A 16,592-nucleotide genomic window follows, 5' to 3' on the forward strand; every position below is an offset into this window, starting at 1 on the left:
CTGATGACGTGTCGGGGGTCACGGGGGTTGCTCCGGTGAGGGCGCGGGCCCACCTGGTCGTGGAACGCGACCCGAACGGGCGAACCGTGGTGCGCGACATGAGGTCCATGGCCCCGTTGCGCCTCGTGCCGCACCGCGGCCGGGCCGAGGTGGCGTTGGTGCACCTGGTCAGCGCCGTCACCGCGCCGTTGGGCGGCGACGACCTCGAACTGCGCGTCACGGTCGGCCCCGGCGCGTCGCTGGAGCTGCGCGGGGTGGCCGCGACGCTCGCGCTGCCCGGTCGCCACCCCGGCGGCAGCCGTGCCCTCGTCGACGTGGAATTGGCCGACGGCGCGTCGATGTCCTACCTGCCGGAGCCGACCGTCGTCACGGCGCGTGCGTGCCACGAGGCGGTGTTCCGCGCACGGATGGGGGAAGGCGCTCGGCTGCGTGCGCGGGACGTGGTGGTCCTCGGTCGGTCGAACGAGCGGTCGGGCCTGCTCACCACGACCCTCGACGTCCGGCGCGGCGGTCCGCTGATCAAGCAGACGTCTCACTTGGGAACGCCCGAAGTGGACGCGAGCCCGGCCGGCCTGGTGGGGCGCCGGGTGCTCGGCACCGAACTCCTGTGCTGGGGCGACGACCTGCCGGCGGCGGTGTCCCGACCGTGGTGGTCGCTCGTTCCGCTGGCCTGCGGCGGAAGCCTGACCACCGCCGTGGCCGACGACGTGGTGACCGTCGACCGCGCGCTCGACCAGGCGCGGTCCAGACATCCCGGTTCGGCCGGGGTCTGACTCGATCTCGGACACGATTCCGAGGCGCCGGTCACACCGAAAGTCACGGATCGGGTGGCGGTCATCACCGTGCGGGCGGTTTCGCCCCGGGCCGGGAACCCGTACGGTCGCTGGATCGCTAGGTGCCACAAGTGCCTTGGCCAGGCCGAAGTACGCTCCGGGAGGTCGGGATGTCGGAGACGACGAACATCGCGTTGCCGTCGATGCGGGTGTCCTACGAACAAGGATCGCTCACGGAGGGTGACCTCGCGGCCAGCTGGCACGAACAGCTGCAACTGTGGCTGGACCAGGCCGCGGGCGCCGGTCTGCCGGAGCCGAACGCGATGGTCCTCGCGACCGCGGACACCGAGGGCCGCCCCTCTTCGCGCACCGTGCTGGCCAAGGGCCTGGACGAGCGCGGTCTGGTGTTCTTCACCAACTACACCTCCGCCAAGAGCCACGACCTGATGGCCACCCGGTACGCCTCCGCCACGTTCCCGTGGTTCGCGATGCAGCGGCAGGCCCACGTGCGCGGCATCGTGGAGAAGGTCGGGCCCGCCGAGACGGCCGGCTACTGGGAGAGCCGCCCGCGCGGCTCGCAGCTGGGCGCCTGGGCGTCGCCGCAGTCCCGGGTCGTCGGCGGTCGCTCCACTTTGGAGAGCGCGCTGCACAAGGTCGAGCGGCAGTTCGCCGACTCCGACCGGGTACCCGTACCCCCGCACTGGGGCGGCTGGCGCATCCGGCCGGAGGAGGTCGAGTTCTGGCAGGGCCGCCGCGACCGCATGCACGACCGCCTCCGCTTCCGCCTCGGCCGTGACGGCTGGGAAGTGCAGCGCGTCGCGCCGTAGCCGCGGCGCACCAGCACGACGTGACCGGCCCCTGCCACCACCCGATGCGTGGCGGGGGCCGTTCTCACGAGCAGGTCTTCCACGGCGGGTCCTCCTCGGGGGATCCCTCAGGCCAGGGGCAGCCGGACCTCCACCACCGTGCCGCCGGCACGGTCACCGCCGTCGCCGCGGTCGCCGTCCTCGATCGTGACCGTGCCGCCGTGCGCCCGCACGCCCTCGCGCACGATCGCCAAACCGAGCCCCGCCCCGCCCTCGTCGCGCGCACGGCCCTCGTCGAGCCGCACGAACGGCTCGAAGACCCGGTCCCGGTCGGCCGCGGGGATGCCCGGCCCGTCGTCCGCGACCCGCAGCACCGCCGTGCCGCCCTCGGCCGTCACGGTCACCGTGACCTGCGACGACGCGTGCCGTTCGGCGTTGTCGAGCAGGTTGCGCAGCACCCGTCGCAGGTGGGCGCGGTCGCCGATCACCTCGATCGGTCCGGGCACGCCGGCCAGCTCGGCCAGGTCGACGCGTTCGGCGGCGCGGTGTTCGAGGCGGGCGAGGAGCAGCAGGTCGGTGACGACCGCCTGCATCCGGTCGAGGTCGAGCACGGTGTTCTCGGCGGTGCGCCGCCAGTCGACCCGGTCGGGGTGGGCGAGCAGCACTTCGAGCTGGGTGCGGGCCGAGGCGAGCGGCGTGCGCAACTCGTGCGAGGCGTCCGACGTGAACCGCCGCTGCCGGTCGAGCGCGGCGTGGAGCCGGACGAGCGTGTCGCTGGTGGTGGTCGCGAACCAGGCCAGCACGCCGATCAGCAGCGCCGCGGCCGGTACCGCGGCCCGGAACAGCCCCCGGACGCCGTCCACGGCGGTCCGGTCGACGTCGCCGATCGGCGCGGCCACGCGGACCTCGTACCGCTCGGTGGTGACCGCGGCGACCTGGACCTCCAGCTCGTTGCCGTCGCGTCGCAGGCTCGGCGCCAGGCAGTCGTGCGGGCCGTCGTCCAGCCGGATCCGGGTGGTGTCGCGCTTCAGCACCCGCGAGGGGCCCGACAGGCTGCCGAGGTTGACGGGCGACTCCGTCGGTGGACAGCTCGCGACCACCTCGTACTCCTGGTCGACCACCTCGAACGGCCCGATGGCGGCGCCCATCGACCGCACCGCCGCGAGGTCGCCGGTGGCCACGAGCAACCTGGCCAGCCGGTCGGCGCCCTCGTGCGCGCGTGCGTCGGCGTCGGCGATGATCTGACGTTCGACCTGCAGTTCCATCTGCTGCACCAGCCACGCCACGCCGGCCGCCAGCAACGCGCCCGCGACCAGGGCGGCGGCGACCGCGATCCGGACCCTATCCACGGGCCACCACGTACCCCGCGCCGCGGACCGTGCGGATGACGTCACGGCCGAGCTTGCGCCTGATCGAGCTGACGTAGACCTCGACCAGGTTCGGGTCGGGCGAGGCGGCGAAGTCCCACAGCCCTGCCAGCACCTCGACCTTGCTCACCACCTCGCCCGGCCGGGACAGCAGGAACGACAGGACGCTGAACTCCTTGACCGACAACGGCACCAGCACGCCGCCCGACCGGCACTCCCGCCTGCCCAGGTCCAGCTCGACGTCACCGACCCGCAGCACGCTCGGCCGCGCCGACCCGCCGCGCCGGATCAGCGCCCGCAACCGGGCCAGGAACACGACGTAGGAGAACGGCTTGGAGAGGAAGTCGTCGGCGCCGGTGTCCAACGCCTCGGCCTCGTCCAGCTCGCCGTCCTTGGCGGTGAGCATCAGGATCGGCGTGGAGTTGCCGGCCACGCGCAGTCGTCGGCAGACCCGGAAGCCGTTCAGCCCGGGCAGCAGGATGTCCAGCACGATCGCCGCGTAGGGGTGCTCGGCCGCCATCCACAGCCCGTCCGGCCCGGTGAACGCGAGGTCGACCGCGTACCCCTCGGCCTCCAGCCCGGCTTTGAGGGACTCGGCCAACCGGACCTCGTCCTCGACCACGAGCAGTCGCACACCGTGCACCTTACGGACGGTGTGCGCGCCGCGCGGTGACTTCGCCGTGGTCGAGGTCCCGGTAAAGAGGTTGTTAGTTACCGTACGCTAACGACCGTGCGGAGAGTGCTGGGGAAGATTGCCATCGACACCCGACCGCTGAAGGTCGTGGCGTTCCGCCGGCTGTGGCTCTCGACCGTCGTCACGGCCGTCGGCAGCCAGTTGACCGCGGTGGCCGTGCCCAAGCAGGTGTACGACCTCACCGGGTCGTCGGGCTGGGTTGGTGTGTCGGCCGGTGTGGCGTTGGTGCCGTTGCTGGTCTTCGGGCTGTACGGCGGCGCGATCGCCGACGTGGTGGACCGGCGCAAGCTGCTGGTCGTCACCAACATCGGCATCGCGGTGACGTCCGTGCTGCTGTGGGCGCAGGCCGCGCTGCACGTGGACTCGGTGTGGCTGGTGATCGCCCTGCTCGGCCTGCAACAGGCGTTCTTCGCCGTGAACTCCCCCGCCCGCACCGCGTCCATCGCCCGGCTCGTGCCCGCCGAGCAGATCCCGGCCGCCACCGCGCTCGGTGCGACGGTGATGATGTTCGGCGGCGTGTTCGGACCGCTGCTGGCCGGCGCGCTGATGCCGGTGGTCGGCCTGTCGACGTTGTACCTGGTCGACTCCATCGCCCTGACGCTGACGATCTGGGCGGTCTGGAAGCTGCCGCCGCTCCCGCCGTTGAGCGGCCCGTCGAGGCGCGCCGGTGTGCGGGACGTGGTCGACGGGTTCAAGTACCTGGCGTTGCAGAAGATCCTGCTGGCGAGCTTCCTGCTGGACATCATCGCGATGGTGTTCGGCATGCCGCGCGCGCTGTTCCCGGAGATGGCCGAGAACACGTTCGGCGACCCGCCCGGTGGTGGTTTGGCGCTGGGCCTGCTGTTCGCCGCCATGCCGCTGGGCGCGATGCTGTTCGGCCTGACGTCGGGCTGGACGTCACGGGTGCACCGCCACGGCATGGGCGTCGTGTACGCGATCGTCGCGTGGGGTGTGGCGATGATCGGGTTCGGCCTGTCGCACGCCCTGTGGCTGGCCGTGGTGTTCGTGGCCCTGGGCGGCGCGGCGGACATGGTCAGCATGGTGTTCCGCAGCGCGATCCTCCAGTCGGCGGCGCCGGACGAGATGCGCGGCCGGATGCAGGGCGTGTTCATCGTGGTGGTGGCGGGCGGGCCCCGGCTGGCGGACCTCCTGCACGGCACCACGGGCGCCCTGATCGGCCCGGGCAACGCCACCGCCATCGGCGGTGTGCTCGTCGTGGTCGCGACCGGGCTGGCCGTGGTGGCGATCCCGGCGATCCGGCGCTACCGCTTCACGCCCGACCCGCTGCCCTCGGGGGACATCCCTAGGTGATGCCCCTGACCTGCGGAAACGCTGAGAACGCCCTCAGTTTTCGCAGGTTAGCGTCCGCCGTTGTGAGAGCTGCCGTGCACACCAGGTTCGGTCCGCCGGACGTGGTCCGGGTCGTGGAGTCGGTCGTCCCCGTGCCGGGGAAGGACGACGTGCTGATCAAGGTGCACGCGACGACCGTGACGTCGGCGGAGTGCGCGATGCGTCGCGGCGAGCCGCGGTGGGGGCGGGTGGTCATCGGCCTGCTCCGCCCGCGCCGGAGGCTGCGGACCCTGGGGATGGAGGTGGCCGGGGTCGTCACGCGGGTCGGCTCGGACGTGCGGCGGTTCGCGCCCGGTGACGAGGTCTACGGGTTCACCGGCTTCGGCGCCGGCGGGCACGCCGAGTACGTGCGGATGCCGGCCGACGGGTCGCTCGCGCCCAAGCCTGCCGGCCGGACGTTCGCCGAGGCGGCCGCCGCCGTGGACGGCGCCACCACCGCCTTGTTCTTCCTGCGCGACAAGGTCGGCGTGCGGGCCGGGCAGCGGGTGCTGGTCAACGGCGCGTCCGGCAGCATCGGCACGTACGCGGTGCAGCTGGCGAAGCTGTTCGGGGCGGAGGTCGTCGGCGTCTGCGGTCCCGGCAACGTCGAGCTGGTGAGGTCGCTCGGCGCGGACGAGGTCATCGACTACACCAAACGCGACTTCACGGCCGACGTGGACGCCTACGACGTCGTGTTCGACACGGTCGGCAAGAGCTCGTTCACCCGGTCGCGGCGGGCGTTGCGGGCCGGTGGGAAGTACGTGCCGACGACCGGCCTGCGCAACGTGCTGTGGGGGTTGTGGACGTCGGTGCGCGGCGGCAAGGGCGGCAAGAAGGTCGTGTTCGGCATGTCGGTGCGCAAGAACGCCGGCTTGCTGGTCGTCAAGGAGCTGTTGGAGGAGGGCAGGCTGCGGGTCGTCGTGGACCGGACCTACCCGTTCGAGCGCATCGCCGACGCCCACCGGTACGTGGACGCGGGGCACAAGCGGGGCAACGTGGTGATCAGCGTGGTGGACTAGCGCGGTGATCACGTACGACCACCGCGCGTCCGCTCAGGCGTTCCTCGACGCCCACCCCGACGCCAAGCACGGTTACTTCTACAGCCGGCCGTACAACACGGCCCTGCGCGAGCACCGGCAGCGGGTGCTGGACGGCTTGCAGGAGCTGTTCGGCCTCCGGCTGGAGCCCGCCGGGATGCCCCAAGGGCGGGGTGCGCTGCTCATGCTGTTCCGCGCCACGGCGTCCTCGTACGTCAAGATCACCGGGCCGGGCGAGGGGTTCGGGGAAGCCGGGTTGATCTACCGGCAGCTGGCCGAGACCGACGCGCAGCAGCACGTCCTCGGCGGTCTGGAACGGATCACCGCGTGCAACGACCGGTCGCGTCATGCCCACCTCGACGTCATGGAGACGCTGATCGGGGTGTTCCTGGGCGAGCGGGCCGGGACGACGTTCACCTCGGCGGACCTGGCCGCCATCGGCGTGGACGACACCGCCGGCCCCAAGAGCGCGGACTACGACCAGTGGGAGGACTACTGAGCCCGCAGGAACCGCGCCCACGAAGTGGCCGGGAAGGTGACGGTGGGCGCGGGGTTCTTCGAGTCACGCGCCGCCACCCGGTCCCGTTGCTCGATGTGCGCCACCTCGACGCAGTTGGCGGTGCTCGCACTACGAGAACTCTTGCGCCACAGGGTCATGCTTCACAGTCTTATGCAAGACCCTTCAGGTACTCCACTGTTTCCTGCATGGTGTATGCCAAATCCTGGAGGGTCGCCCAGGTCGCCTCGAACACCTCGATCTGGTCTTCCTCGTCGATGAACAGGCTGGCGACCTTGTTCTCCAACAGCACCAGGCTCGGATCGTCGTCGTACTGGAGGATCACGAACGGCCCGCTGAGCCCCGCGTGCAGTCCGGCGTGGGTCGGCACCACCTGAACGGTGACGTTCGGGCGCTCGGCCGTGTCGATGAGGTGGCGGACCTGCCTGGCTTGCGCGCCGGAATCACCGAACGGCCGCTCGACCGCGCCCTGCTCGATGATCGCGTGCAGCTTGAGGGGATTGCCGCGGGCGAGCAGTCCTTGCCTCGCCATCCGACTCGCGACCAGCGCATCGACCTGGTTGTCGGAAAGCGCGTGCCCGGTGGCCGCAATGATCGACCGGGAGTACTCCGGGGTCTGCAAGAGACCGGGGATCACCAGCGGCTCGTAGTAGAGCAGAGAACTGGCCTCGTCCTCGAAGTCGGCCCAGGTCTGCCAGTCCTCGTGCAGCTTCTGGTTGTTCATGCGCAGCAGGCCGCGTTGTTCGGCGTGCCGGGCGAGGTCCAGGAGCTCCACGCGTTGCTTGCGGGCGACCTTGTAGAAGTCGAGCAGCTTCTCCAAGTCGTCCAGGTAGATGCCCATCCCGGAGGTCTCGATGCGGCTGATCTTGCTCCCGGACATGCCCACGGCCTCGCCGACGGCATCGGTGCTGATGCCGGTGGCGTTGCGGAGCTTCTTGAGGATGTACGCGAGTCGGCGGGAGCGGACCGACGTTCCGGCGCGGCGTGCCATGGGAGCGAAGGTAGGGCGCTGTTGATCCACCCGCAATGACACTCACTCGATCGTGTTATTGCGAGTGGGGTAGAAGCGCTGCAAATCTAATAGGCATGGAGCCGATCATCAGGGTGACTTTGCCGAAACGTGAGTGGTTGTTGCGGTGCTACTCCGAGCAGGAGGACGTGATGACGCTCGAAGTCCAGGACGGCGGGATCGACGTGTTCCTGCCTTCCGGGGTGGACGGCGTACGACTGGAAGCCGCTCAGATCGCGGCGTTCCGGGAGGCGTTGGACGAGGCCATCGCGCAGGCCGAAGCCGATCTCCGGGCAGCCGCCCGGACCTGAACATCAAGACTTGCCCAAGGTGTGCCGATTCGACTATCCGGGCCCAGTGTGATCCGGCACACTCACTCGGCATGGCGGAAGCGACGAGCGCACCGGCGCAACCGGAACTGAAGCGGGCCATCGGCCCGAAGCTGCTGCTGTTCTTCGTGGTCGGTGACATCCTCGGCACCGGCATCTACGCCCTCACGGGCAATGTCGCGGGCAAGATCGGCGGCGCGCTGTGGCTGCCCTTCCTGGTCGCGTTCGTGGTGGCGTTCCTGACCGCGTTCAGCTACCTCGAACTCGTCGGCAAGTACCCCAGGGCGGCCGGGGCGGCCCTGTACACCAACCGCGCTTTCAAGATCCAGTTCCTCACCTTCATGGTGGCGTTCGCGGTGATGAGCTCGGGCATCACCTCGGCGTCCTCCGCCGCGCTCGCGTTCGGGCGCACCTACTTGCAGTCGGTCATCAAGGAGTTCTTCTCCGACACGTTCACCGTGTCCGCGAGCCTGGTCGCGGTCCTCTTCATCATCGGGCTCGCCGCGATCAACTTCCGGGGCGTGTCGGAGTCGGTCAAGGCGAACGTCGTGCTGACCTGCATCGAGCTGTCCGGCCTGGTGATCATCATCGCGATCGGCATCTACGCGGTGCTGGCGGGCGACGGCGACCCCAGCCGGCTGACCCAGGTCGACCCGGCGCCCGGCCAGAGCGCGCTGGTGGCCGTCACGTCCGCCACCGCGCTGGCGTTCTTCGCGATGGTCGGGTTCGAGGACTCGGTGAACATGGCCGAGGAGTGCCGCGACCCGGTCCGCATCTTCCCGCGCGCGATGCTGTGGGGCATGGTGATCGCGGCGCTGATCTACGTGCTGGTCGCGATCACGTCGTCGCTGCTCATCCCCGCCGACGAGCTGTCCAAGGCGGGGTCCTCGGCGCTGCTGAAGGTCGTCCAGGTCGGCGCGCCCGGCTTCCCGTTGTGGATCTTCTCGCTGATCGGCCTGTTCGCGGTCATCAACTCGGCGCTGATCAACATGCTGATGGCCAGCCGGCTGATCTACGGCATGTCGAACGAGCGGATCATCCCGAAGGCCTTCGGCATCGTGCACCCGTTCCGCCGCACGCCGTGGATCTCGATCGTCTTCACCTCGGGCGTCGCGATCATCCTGGTGCTCACCACCGACATCGCGAAGCTCGGCGGCACGACCGCCCTGCTGCTGCTGGTCGTGTTCACCATCGTCAACGTCGCCGTGCTGGTGCTGCGCAAGGAGAAGGCCGACCACGAGCACTTCCGCGCGCCGACGTGGGTGCCGGTGCTGGGCGCGCTCACGTGCGCGTACCTGGCCAGCCCGCTGTCGGGCCGCGCGTCGGCGGACTACGAGATCGCGCTGTACCTGCTCGGCGCCGGCCTGGTGCTGTGGCTGATCAACCGCCTGGTGCACGGCAAGGTCGAGTTCGACCCGGAGAAGCTGGCGAAGTGACCCCGGTGACGTGGTGGGGCCGCATCCCCGCGGTCCCACCGCTCGCACCGGCCGCCTGACGGTCGTCAGGCCGCTTCCACCCGGTACGGGTCGTGCTCGGCCAGCAGCTTCTCCAACCGGGCCTGGTCCACCCGGCTCACCACGTAGGTCTCCTCCTGGCGGTCGCGGATGCACTTGGCCAGGGTGAACGCCGACGTGACGGTGAACAGCAGGCCCAGCGCCAGGAAGGCGCGCACCCAGCCGTCCACCGGCAGGTAGGCCACGCCGAGCCCGACGGCGACCAGGGAGATCGCGAACGACAGCGTCGCCTGCGCGAAGAAGGCCGTGGTGGTCGGCGAGTGGGACTTCGGAGTCGTCATGACCGAAGAATCGCCGCCGACCCGGCCCGGTGTCATGAGTACGGCTACTCAATCAGGCGAGCGCCTGCTGGTGCCGTCGAAGGTGGGTGACGTCGTGCGCGTTGAAGACGTCCACCGAACCACCGTGGTCGCGCACCAGTTCCCGCAACCGCTCCTGGTTGGCCAGCCGGAGCCGGGGCACGACCTCCATCCGCTTCTGCATGTACGCCAACGCGGGCGGGCAGTGGGGTGGTGACTCCACCTCGCCGTGGAAGAAGTACGAGTCGCCCGCGTGCAGCAGCCACCGGTCGCCGGTCCGCACGGCCACGCCCGAGTGCCCGTGCGTGTGCCCGAACAACGGCACCAGCAGCACGTCCGGCCGCACCTCGCGGACACCGTCGAAGCCGAACCACGACTCACCGGTCGCCTCGTGCGGCACCCACTGCGGTCCGTGCGACCACTGCGCGTCCGGGTAGCGCACCCGGTCGTTGCCGGACTTGCCCGGACGCGTCGCCGCGGCCAGCTCCTCCGCGGACAGGTGCACGCGCGCCCGCGGGAAGTCGCGCAGGCCGCCGCCGTGGTCGAGGTCGAGGTGGGTCAGCACGACGTCGCGCACGTCCGACGCGGCGAAACCGAGCGCCTCCACCTGGCGCAGCGCGGTTTCCGACTCCGCCAGCACCGGCCGGCTCATCAGCCGCCACCGGCGCACCAACGTCTCGGCCGGCCGCCGCACGTCACCGAGCCCCAGGCCGCTGTCGACCAGCACGAGGCCGTCGTCGGTCTCCAGCAGCAGCACGTGGCAGACCAGCTCGGCCGCGGCGAGGTACGAGCCCTCGCCGGTCACCAGCTTCCCGCCGAACGGGCGCATGGTGCCGCAGTTCAGGTGGTGCACCTTCATGGTCTCGGCCTTCCGAGGAGTGCGCCCAGCCGGGCGGCGACGGCGTGCAGGGGGTCGAGCGAACGGCGGGTGCGGGCGAGCAGCAGGGCGCCCTCGATGGCGGCCAGCACGACCGTGGCCAGGTCTTCGTCGCCCACGTGCGCGGCGATGACCCGCTGCCACGACGCGTAGACGTCCTCGCAGGCCACGCGGATCGGCTCGCTGTCCGACGCCGCGTCCAACGCCACCGTGGCGATGGGGCACCCGCTGCGGAAGTCCGAAGCCAGCAGCTCCCGGCCGAGCAGGTCCAAGGCCTGGGAAAGCGCTTTCGCCGGGTCCGGCTCGGCGGCCAGGACGGCGGCGAGCGCGGCGCGCAGGTCGTTGCCCGCCAACGCCACCGCCTCGACCGCCAACTGCTCCTTACCGCCCGGGAAGTGGAAGTAGAGCGAGCCCTTGGGCGCACCGCCCTCGCTGAGCACCTGGTTCAGACCCGTCGCGTGGTAGCCCTGCGACCGGAAGAGGTCCGCCGCGGTGCGCACCACGCGCTGTCGGGTGTCGGTCCGTCGTGGCATCGTTTTACTATAGAGACCGGTCTAGTAACTACGTCAAGGGAAGAGCCCCTCGGATACGCTCCTGACCCATGCTGGAGATCGCCCACGGCGCGGCGCGCGCCGTCATCGCACCCGAAGGTGCGGGACTGAAGTCCTACGAGGTCGGCGGCGTGCCGTACGTGGAGACGTACGACGCCGACGAACCGCCCATGGGCAGCGGCGCGGTGCTCGTGCCGTGGCCCAACCGCGTGGCGGGTGGCAGATGGGTGCTCGACGGCGAGGAGCAGCGGCTGGAGATCGGCGAGCCCGACCGGGGCAACGCCATCCACGGCCTGGTGCGCCGCGCGATCTGGGGCACGGTGGAGCACACCGGGTCGCTGATCTCGCTGGAGACGCCGGTGGCGGGCCTCGGCTGGCCGGTCGAGCTGCGCACCACCATCACCTACGCGCTGGACGAGAACGGCCTGTCCGTCTCGCACGGCGTCACCAACGTGGGTGACAAGCGCACCCCGTTCGGCGTGGGCACGCACCCGTACCCGCGGGCCGGCGCGTCGCTGACCGACGAGACGTCGCTGTCGCTGGCCGCCTCGACCGTGCTGCCGGTGGACGCGCACACCATGATCCCGAGCGGTCCGGCCCTCCCGGTCGAGGGAACCGACTACGACTTCCGGGTGGCGCGGCTGCTGGAGGGCGTGCGGCTGGACACCGCGTTCGGCGGGTGCGAGCCCGTGGACGGCCTGGTGCGGCACGTGCTCAAGGGTCCGGGCGGCGGCGTGGAGGTGTGGGCGGACCCGGACTTCAAGTGGGTGCAGGTCTACACGCCGGACGACTTCCCCGGACGCGGTCGCGCGGTGGCGATCGAGCCGATGACGTGCCCGCCGGACGCGCTGAACAGCGGGGTGGACCTGCTGTGGCTGGAACCGGGCGAGTCGTGGGCCGGCCGGTGGGGTTTGCGCCCCCTGTCGTAGACCGTTAGCGTCGCTAACTATGAACGTCGCAATCACGGGTGGGTACGTCGTCCCGGTGGCCGGAGAGCCGATCGAGGGCGGCACGGTCCTGATCCAGGACGGGAAGATCGTCGCGGTCGGCTCCGACGTCGAGGTGCCGGACGGCGTCGCGGTCGTGGACGCGGCGGGCGGCTGGGTGCTGCCCGGCTTCGTGGAGGCCCACGGCCACCTCGGCGTGCACGAGGAGGGTGAGGGCTGGGCCGGGCAGGACACCAACGAGATGACCGACCCCAACGGCGCCCGGCTGCGCGCGTTGGACGCGATCAACGCCGCCGACCAGGGCTTCGCCGACGCCCTGGCCGGCGGCGTCACGACCGCGGTGGTCAAGCCCGGTTCGGGCAACGTCATCGGCGGGCAGACCGTGGCGGTGAAGTGCTGGGGTCGCACGGCCGACGAGATGCTGGTGCGCCACCCCGTCAGCGTGAAGAGCGCGTTGGGCGAGAACCCCAAGCGGGTGTACGGGGAGCAGAAGAAGCTGCCGTCCACCCGCCAGGGCGTGGCCGCGGTGATCCGGGACGCGTTCACCAAGGCGCAGGACTACGTGGCCAAGCGGGACGAGGCGGACGGGGCGTTCGAGCGGAACACCACGTCCGAGGTGCTGGCCCGGGTGCTGTCCGGTGAGCTGCCGTGGTGCCAGCACTGCCACCGCGCGGACGACATCGCGACGGCGTTGCGGCTGGCCGACGAGTTCGGCTACCGGCTCATCGTCAACCACGGGACCGAGGGTCACCTGATCGCGGACCTGCTGGCGGAGCGGGACATCCCGGTGATCATCGGACCGCTGTTCACCAGCCGGTCCAAGGTCGAGGTGCGGCAGCGCTCGCTGCGCAACCCCGGCATCCTGGCCCGGGCGGGCGTCCGGATCGCGATCACCACCGACCACCCGGTCGTGCCGATCCACTTCCTCGTGCACCAGGTGACGCTCGCGGTGAAGGAGGGCCTGGACCCGAAGGTCGGGCTGGAGTCGATCACCACCAACCCGGCCGCCATCATGGGCCTGGACGACCGCGTGGGCTCACTGCGGCCGGGCCTGGACGGCGACGTCGTGATCTGGTCGGGCGACCCGCTGGACGTGATGAGCCGCGCCCTGAAGGTCTTCGTGGAGGGCCGTGAGGTCTACCGGTTCGAGAACGGCGAGGAAGTCCACGAGAGCCCGTTCTACTCGGAGTCCTGAATGAGGTCCTGAACGAGGTCGACCTGCCGCTGGACCTCGTGCACCAGCTCCACCGCGTGGTCCCGGCGGTCACCGAACACCTCCGGCTCGTGCCGGGCCAACGCGTCGTACAGCTCCAGCGCCTTCCGGGCCGCCCGCAACGCCCCGGGCAGGTGCGTCGACGGCGGTCCGACGATCACCTGCCCCCAGGCGAGCGTGAAGTACGCGCTCGCCAGGGCGGGCAGGTGGACCTCCGGATCCTGCACGGCCAGCAGCCGGTTCAGCCGGATCGACTCCGCGGCCGCCTCGAACGCCGCCCGCCGGTCGCCCAGGACCGCCTTGAGGTTGCTCAGGATGTTGTACGTGGCGGCGAGCAGGTGGGGGTCCGGGTACGCGCGCAAGATGTCGATGACCTCCTCGGTCGCCCGCATCGCGCCCGCGTCGTCGCCCGCCTGCGCGCGGATGAGGCCGATGGCCTTGAGCAGCCCCGCCAGGGCCGGGAGGTGACCGGCCGGGTCGAGGTTCGCCAGGTGGCGCTGCAGCACCTCGGCCTTCTCCACGGCTTCCAGCGCCCGGTCGTGCTCGCCCAAGGAGCTCCACGCGTTGCCGACCGCGTGGAAGGCCTCCGCCAGGTCGTGCAGGTGCGGCTGACCTTGCGTGACCAGGTCCTCGAAGATGTCGGCGCACAGCAGCGCCGCCTCCAATTCGCCCCGGTGGTCGCCCACGTCGGCCAGGCGCCCGCTCACGTGCAGCAGCATCTGGGCGCGGGCCCGCGGCGGTGCGTCGGGAGGGAAGTGGTGCAGCAGGTGCCGCGCGAGTTCCACGCTGGAGCGCAGCTGCCCGATGTGGTAGTCGGGCAGCTTGAGGTAGACCTGGCCGGCCACCTGGTACGGCGCGTGGTCGATCACCGTGCGGATCAACGGCTCGCCGGCGTGCGGGCCCCACTCGTCGTGCTCGGTCAGCAGCGCCCACAGGACGGGCCGGACGTGCTCGTGGCGGTCGGCCGCGGCGGCCAGCACGATCAGCGGCTGCCGCACCGCGCCGGTGAACAGCCGTTCGACGATGCGCGCCGCGCGCGGGCCGGTGAGGTGCTCGGCCACGAAGTCCTCGCCGAACCGGTCCGGCCGCAGCGGGGCGAACTCGCCCTCCGGGTACAGGTGGTCGTGGCGGCGGACCAGGTCCCGGGCCGCCTCACCGTCGGCGATGCCGGCGCGGGCGAGCAGGGCGGTGGCGGTGTCGGTCGGGCCGAACAGGGTGGCCACGAACACCGCGTCGGCGGTCTGGTCGAAGCGGTCGGCGGGCCAGAACCGGCGTTCGTGGTGGAGCAGGTAGGTGGAGAGGTCCGCCAGGGTCGGGCGCGGGTCGTCGTCCCGCTGGGCGCAGACGGCGGCCAGCGCGGCCATGTGCAGGGTGAGCGCCGAGCCGTAGGCGTCGTCGGACAGGTCCGGCGCGGTGGCGGCGGGTGCGCCGAGAGCGCGGGCGAACGCCTCGGCGGCGTCGGTGAAGGCTTGGACCCGGTCGTCGGGCGCGGTGAGGTCGCCCAGTCGGACCGGGTCGGGTAAGTCGGTGGGCACGCGGTCCAGGTCGGCGGTGAGCTGCGGCCACACGGCGGCCGAGCGGGCCAGCAGGAGCACGCGGACCGTGCTGCCGGGGAAGTCGGCGGGCAGGGCCCGGATCATCTCGACCAGGCCGGTGGGGCTCCACCGCTCGGCGTAGTCGGCGACCACCAGGACCTTGTCCGGCCGCGTGGTGCGCGGGGCGGAGGGCGTGGTGGTGCGATGGGCCACGGCTTCGGCGACGGCCCAGCCCGAGGCGTGCGCGACGGTGGCGAAGGCGTTGGCCAGCCGGGTCTTCCCGCGCCCGCCCGCGCCGTGCAGGAGCAGCACCGACATCGGCGCGTCCGGGTCGTCCAACCAGTCGGTCAGGTGCGCCTGGACGGCCGGTCGCGGGCGGTACGGGACGGTCTCGCGGCGGGCGTCCAACAGGTAGCTGGGCGTGCGCTGGTGCTTGGGCAGCCACGCGCGCGGCGCACCGGGGTTCAGCCAGTCGAGGCGGTAGTCCGGGCGTTCCAGCGCGAGGGTGACCGTGCCGGAACCGAGCTGCACCACCGAGCCGGCGACGTGCGAGCCGACGACCCGGTTCTCCGTCCACCCTGTTGCCACCCACCCACGTTAGCGCCGCAGGTCGCGTCCGATGACGAGTCGCTGGATCTGGTTGGTGCCCTCGAAGATCTGGAGCACCTTGGCCTCGCGCATGTACCGCTCCACCGGGAAGTCGCGGGTGTAGCCGGCGCCGCCCAGGACCTGCACGGCGTCGGTGGTCACCCTCATCGCGGTGTCGGTGCAGACCAGCTTCGCGATCGCGGCCTGGCGGCGGAACGGCAGGCCGCGGTCACGGCGGCGGGCCGCGTCCAGGTAGGTGGCACGGGCCGATTCCACCCCGGCGGCCATGTCGGCGAGCAGGAACTCCAGGCCCTGGAAGTCGATGATCGCGCGGCCGAACTGGGTGCGCTGCTTGGCGTACGCGACGGCCTGGTCCAGCGCCGCCTGCGCCAGGCCCACGCCGCACGCGGCGATGCCGAGGCGGCCGGAGTCCAAAGCGGACAGTGCGATCCGCAGGCCGTCGCCCTCCGCGCCGATGAGGTGGTCGGCGTCGACGCGGACGTCGTCGAACCGCAGTTGCGCGGTGATCGAACCGGTGAGGCCCATCTTGCGCTCGGGCTCGGCCGCGGTGAGGCCGTCGGTGTGGCCGGGCACGAAGAAGCAGCTGACCCCCTTGCCGCCGTCGTCGGACGTGCGGGCCATCAGGGTGTAGAAGTCGGCGACGCCCGCGTGCGTGATCCACGCCTTGGTGCCGTTGACGGTGTAGTGGTCGCCGTCGCGCGTGGCACGGGTGGACAACGCCCCCGCGTCCGAACCCGCGTGCGACTCCGACAGCGCGTACCCGCCGAGGTGGTCGCCCGCGAGGACGTCCGGCAGCCAGCGCGCCTGCTGCTCCTCGGTGCCGAACGTGGCCAGCGCGTAGCTGGACATGACGTGCACCGACAGCCCGACGCCGACCGACATCCACGCCGACGCGACCTCCTCCAACGCCTGGAGGTACACCTCGTAAGGCTGCTCCCCGCCGCCGAACCGCTCCGGGTACGGCAGGCCGAGCAGGCCGGTCTTGCCGAGCAGTCGGAACTTGTCGCGCGGGAACCGCTCGTGCTCCTCGGCCTCGGCCGCGTGCGGCGCGAGCTCGTCGCGGGCGATCTCGCGGACCAGGGCCAGCAGGTCCTCGGCCTCGGTGGTGGGCAGAAGGCGCTCGGCGGGCATCGTCGACCTCCGGGTGCGGCTCGTGGCCGTCAGCTACTTCGGTGTACTCGGTAGA

At 71.3% G+C, this 16,592-nt stretch carries 18 protein-coding genes; 9 read left to right on the top strand and 9 right to left on the bottom strand.

Translation table 11 applies throughout. The features are described 5' to 3' along the window. The first annotated feature begins 35 nt into the window (after positions 1-35). A complete protein-coding gene (locus tag ACYVLT_RS23470) occupies positions 36-773 on the top strand; it encodes an urease accessory protein UreD (RefSeq protein ID WP_461122356.1) in 738 nt (245 codons plus the stop codon). A gap of 170 nt (positions 774-943) precedes the next feature. Next, a complete protein-coding gene (pdxH, locus tag ACYVLT_RS23475) occupies positions 944-1,600 on the top strand; it encodes a pyridoxamine 5'-phosphate oxidase (protein WP_461122357.1) in 657 nt (218 codons plus the stop codon). 107 nt (positions 1,601-1,707) lie between these two features. On the opposite strand, the gene ACYVLT_RS23480 is transcribed toward pdxH, so the two are convergent. Beyond that, on the bottom strand, positions 1,708-2,928 hold the full coding sequence (locus ACYVLT_RS23480) for a sensor histidine kinase (RefSeq protein ID WP_461122358.1): 1,221 nt from the start codon (positions 2,926-2,928) through the stop codon (positions 1,708-1,710). After that, positions 2,921-3,580: a response regulator transcription factor gene (locus tag ACYVLT_RS23485; protein WP_461122785.1), complete on the bottom strand. Its 660-nt coding sequence runs from the start codon at positions 3,578-3,580 to the stop codon at positions 2,921-2,923. Before ACYVLT_RS23485 ends, ACYVLT_RS23480 begins: the two co-directional genes overlap by 8 nt. Positions 3,581-3,676: 96 nt before the next feature. Between ACYVLT_RS23485 and ACYVLT_RS23490 the strand changes: the two genes are divergently transcribed. The 3 genes from ACYVLT_RS23490 to ACYVLT_RS23500 all read left to right on the top strand — a co-directional run bounded on the left by ACYVLT_RS23490 (position 3,677) and on the right by ACYVLT_RS23500 (position 6,505). Next, positions 3,677-4,951, top strand: a complete 1,275-nt coding sequence (locus ACYVLT_RS23490; RefSeq protein ID WP_461122359.1) for an MFS transporter — start codon at positions 3,677-3,679, stop codon at positions 4,949-4,951. Between the two features lie 62 nt (positions 4,952-5,013). After that, complete coding sequence (locus ACYVLT_RS23495; RefSeq protein WP_461122360.1) at positions 5,014-5,988, top strand: NAD(P)-dependent alcohol dehydrogenase; 975 nt, start codon at positions 5,014-5,016, stop codon at positions 5,986-5,988. Positions 5,989-5,992: 4 nt separating this feature from the next. Continuing rightward, positions 5,993-6,505, top strand: a complete 513-nt coding sequence (locus ACYVLT_RS23500) for a hypothetical protein (protein WP_461122361.1) — start codon at positions 5,993-5,995, stop codon at positions 6,503-6,505. On the opposite strand, the gene ACYVLT_RS23505 is transcribed toward ACYVLT_RS23500, so the two are convergent. Both ACYVLT_RS23505 and ACYVLT_RS23510 read right to left on the bottom strand, forming a co-directional pair. After that, complete coding sequence (locus ACYVLT_RS23505; protein WP_461122362.1) at positions 6,499-6,663, bottom strand: DUF397 domain-containing protein; 165 nt, start codon at positions 6,661-6,663, stop codon at positions 6,499-6,501. The two genes, ACYVLT_RS23500 and ACYVLT_RS23505, sit on opposite strands and share 7 nt — an antisense overlap. A gap of 11 nt (positions 6,664-6,674) precedes the next feature. Further along, entirely contained in the window at positions 6,675-7,514 is an 840-nt protein-coding gene (locus ACYVLT_RS23510) for a helix-turn-helix domain-containing protein (RefSeq protein WP_461122363.1), read from the bottom strand. Between the two features lie 113 nt (positions 7,515-7,627). On the opposite strand from ACYVLT_RS23510, the gene ACYVLT_RS23515 reads away from it, so the two are divergent. Then, complete coding sequence (locus ACYVLT_RS23515; protein ID WP_461122364.1) at positions 7,628-7,843, top strand: hypothetical protein; 216 nt, start codon at positions 7,628-7,630, stop codon at positions 7,841-7,843. A gap of 71 nt (positions 7,844-7,914) precedes the next feature. Next, positions 7,915-9,297, top strand: a complete 1,383-nt coding sequence (locus ACYVLT_RS23520; protein WP_461122365.1) for an APC family permease — start codon at positions 7,915-7,917, stop codon at positions 9,295-9,297. 65 nt (positions 9,298-9,362) lie between these two features. On the opposite strand, the gene ACYVLT_RS23525 is transcribed toward ACYVLT_RS23520, so the two are convergent. Genes ACYVLT_RS23525 through ACYVLT_RS23535 form a run of 3 tightly spaced genes read right to left on the bottom strand, consistent with a single transcriptional unit; the run spans position 9,363 to position 11,084 of the window. Beyond that, a complete protein-coding gene (locus ACYVLT_RS23525; RefSeq protein ID WP_461122366.1) occupies positions 9,363-9,656 on the bottom strand; it encodes a YiaA/YiaB family inner membrane protein in 294 nt (97 codons plus the stop codon). Positions 9,657-9,708: 52 nt separating this feature from the next. After that, entirely contained in the window at positions 9,709-10,533 is an 825-nt protein-coding gene (locus ACYVLT_RS23530) for an MBL fold metallo-hydrolase (RefSeq protein WP_461122367.1), read from the bottom strand. Next, entirely contained in the window at positions 10,530-11,084 is a 555-nt protein-coding gene (locus tag ACYVLT_RS23535; RefSeq protein WP_461122368.1) for a TetR/AcrR family transcriptional regulator, read from the bottom strand. The genes ACYVLT_RS23530 and ACYVLT_RS23535 overlap by 4 nt, the downstream gene beginning before the upstream one ends. A 68-nt stretch (positions 11,085-11,152) precedes the next feature. Here ACYVLT_RS23535 and ACYVLT_RS23540 point away from each other — a divergent pair, with 68 nt between their 5' ends. Together ACYVLT_RS23540 and ACYVLT_RS23545 are read left to right on the top strand one after the other, a co-directional pair. Next, a complete protein-coding gene (locus ACYVLT_RS23540; RefSeq protein WP_461122369.1) occupies positions 11,153-12,031 on the top strand; it encodes an aldose 1-epimerase family protein in 879 nt (292 codons plus the stop codon). A gap of 19 nt (positions 12,032-12,050) precedes the next feature. Then, a complete protein-coding gene (locus tag ACYVLT_RS23545) occupies positions 12,051-13,244 on the top strand; it encodes an amidohydrolase (protein WP_461122370.1) in 1,194 nt (397 codons plus the stop codon). Here ACYVLT_RS23545 and ACYVLT_RS23550 read toward each other — a convergent pair. Next, positions 13,229-15,385 carry a hypothetical protein gene (locus tag ACYVLT_RS23550; protein ID WP_461122371.1) on the bottom strand — a complete coding sequence of 719 codons (2,157 nt, stop codon included), beginning with the start codon at positions 15,383-15,385 and terminating at the stop codon, positions 13,229-13,231. The two genes, ACYVLT_RS23545 and ACYVLT_RS23550, sit on opposite strands and share 16 nt — an antisense overlap. A 9-nt stretch (positions 15,386-15,394) precedes the next feature. Beyond that, the gene (locus ACYVLT_RS23555; RefSeq protein ID WP_461122372.1) at positions 15,395-16,537 is read right to left on the bottom strand and encodes an acyl-CoA dehydrogenase family protein; all 1,143 of its coding nucleotides are present in this window, start codon (positions 16,535-16,537) and stop codon (positions 15,395-15,397) included. Positions 16,538-16,592 lie beyond the last annotated feature (55 nt).

This window comes from Saccharothrix stipae (genome assembly GCF_054781895.1).

What these genes read in the sequence shown, in the direction of transcription:
- pdxH (WP_461122357.1), top strand. Translation starts at nt 944, where the DNA reads ATGTCGGAGACGACGAACATCGCGTTGCCGTCGATGCGGGTGTCCTAC.
- ACYVLT_RS23505 (WP_461122362.1), bottom strand. Translation starts at nt 6,663, where the DNA reads ATGACCCTGTGGCGCAAGAGTTCTCGTAGTGCGAGCACCGCCAACTGC.
- ACYVLT_RS23510 (WP_461122363.1), bottom strand. Translation starts at nt 7,514, where the DNA reads ATGGCACGCCGCGCCGGAACGTCGGTCCGCTCCCGCCGACTCGCGTAC.
- ACYVLT_RS23520 (WP_461122365.1), top strand. Translation starts at nt 7,915, where the DNA reads ATGGCGGAAGCGACGAGCGCACCGGCGCAACCGGAACTGAAGCGGGCC.
- ACYVLT_RS23525 (WP_461122366.1), bottom strand. Translation starts at nt 9,656, where the DNA reads ATGACGACTCCGAAGTCCCACTCGCCGACCACCACGGCCTTCTTCGCG.
- ACYVLT_RS23530 (WP_461122367.1), bottom strand. Translation starts at nt 10,533, where the DNA reads ATGAAGGTGCACCACCTGAACTGCGGCACCATGCGCCCGTTCGGCGGG.
- ACYVLT_RS23535 (WP_461122368.1), bottom strand. Translation starts at nt 11,084, where the DNA reads ATGCCACGACGGACCGACACCCGACAGCGCGTGGTGCGCACCGCGGCG.
- ACYVLT_RS23540 (WP_461122369.1), top strand. Translation starts at nt 11,153, where the DNA reads ATGCTGGAGATCGCCCACGGCGCGGCGCGCGCCGTCATCGCACCCGAA.
- ACYVLT_RS23545 (WP_461122370.1), top strand. Translation starts at nt 12,051, where the DNA reads ATGAACGTCGCAATCACGGGTGGGTACGTCGTCCCGGTGGCCGGAGAG.
- ACYVLT_RS23555 (WP_461122372.1), bottom strand. Translation starts at nt 16,537, where the DNA reads ATGCCCGCCGAGCGCCTTCTGCCCACCACCGAGGCCGAGGACCTGCTG.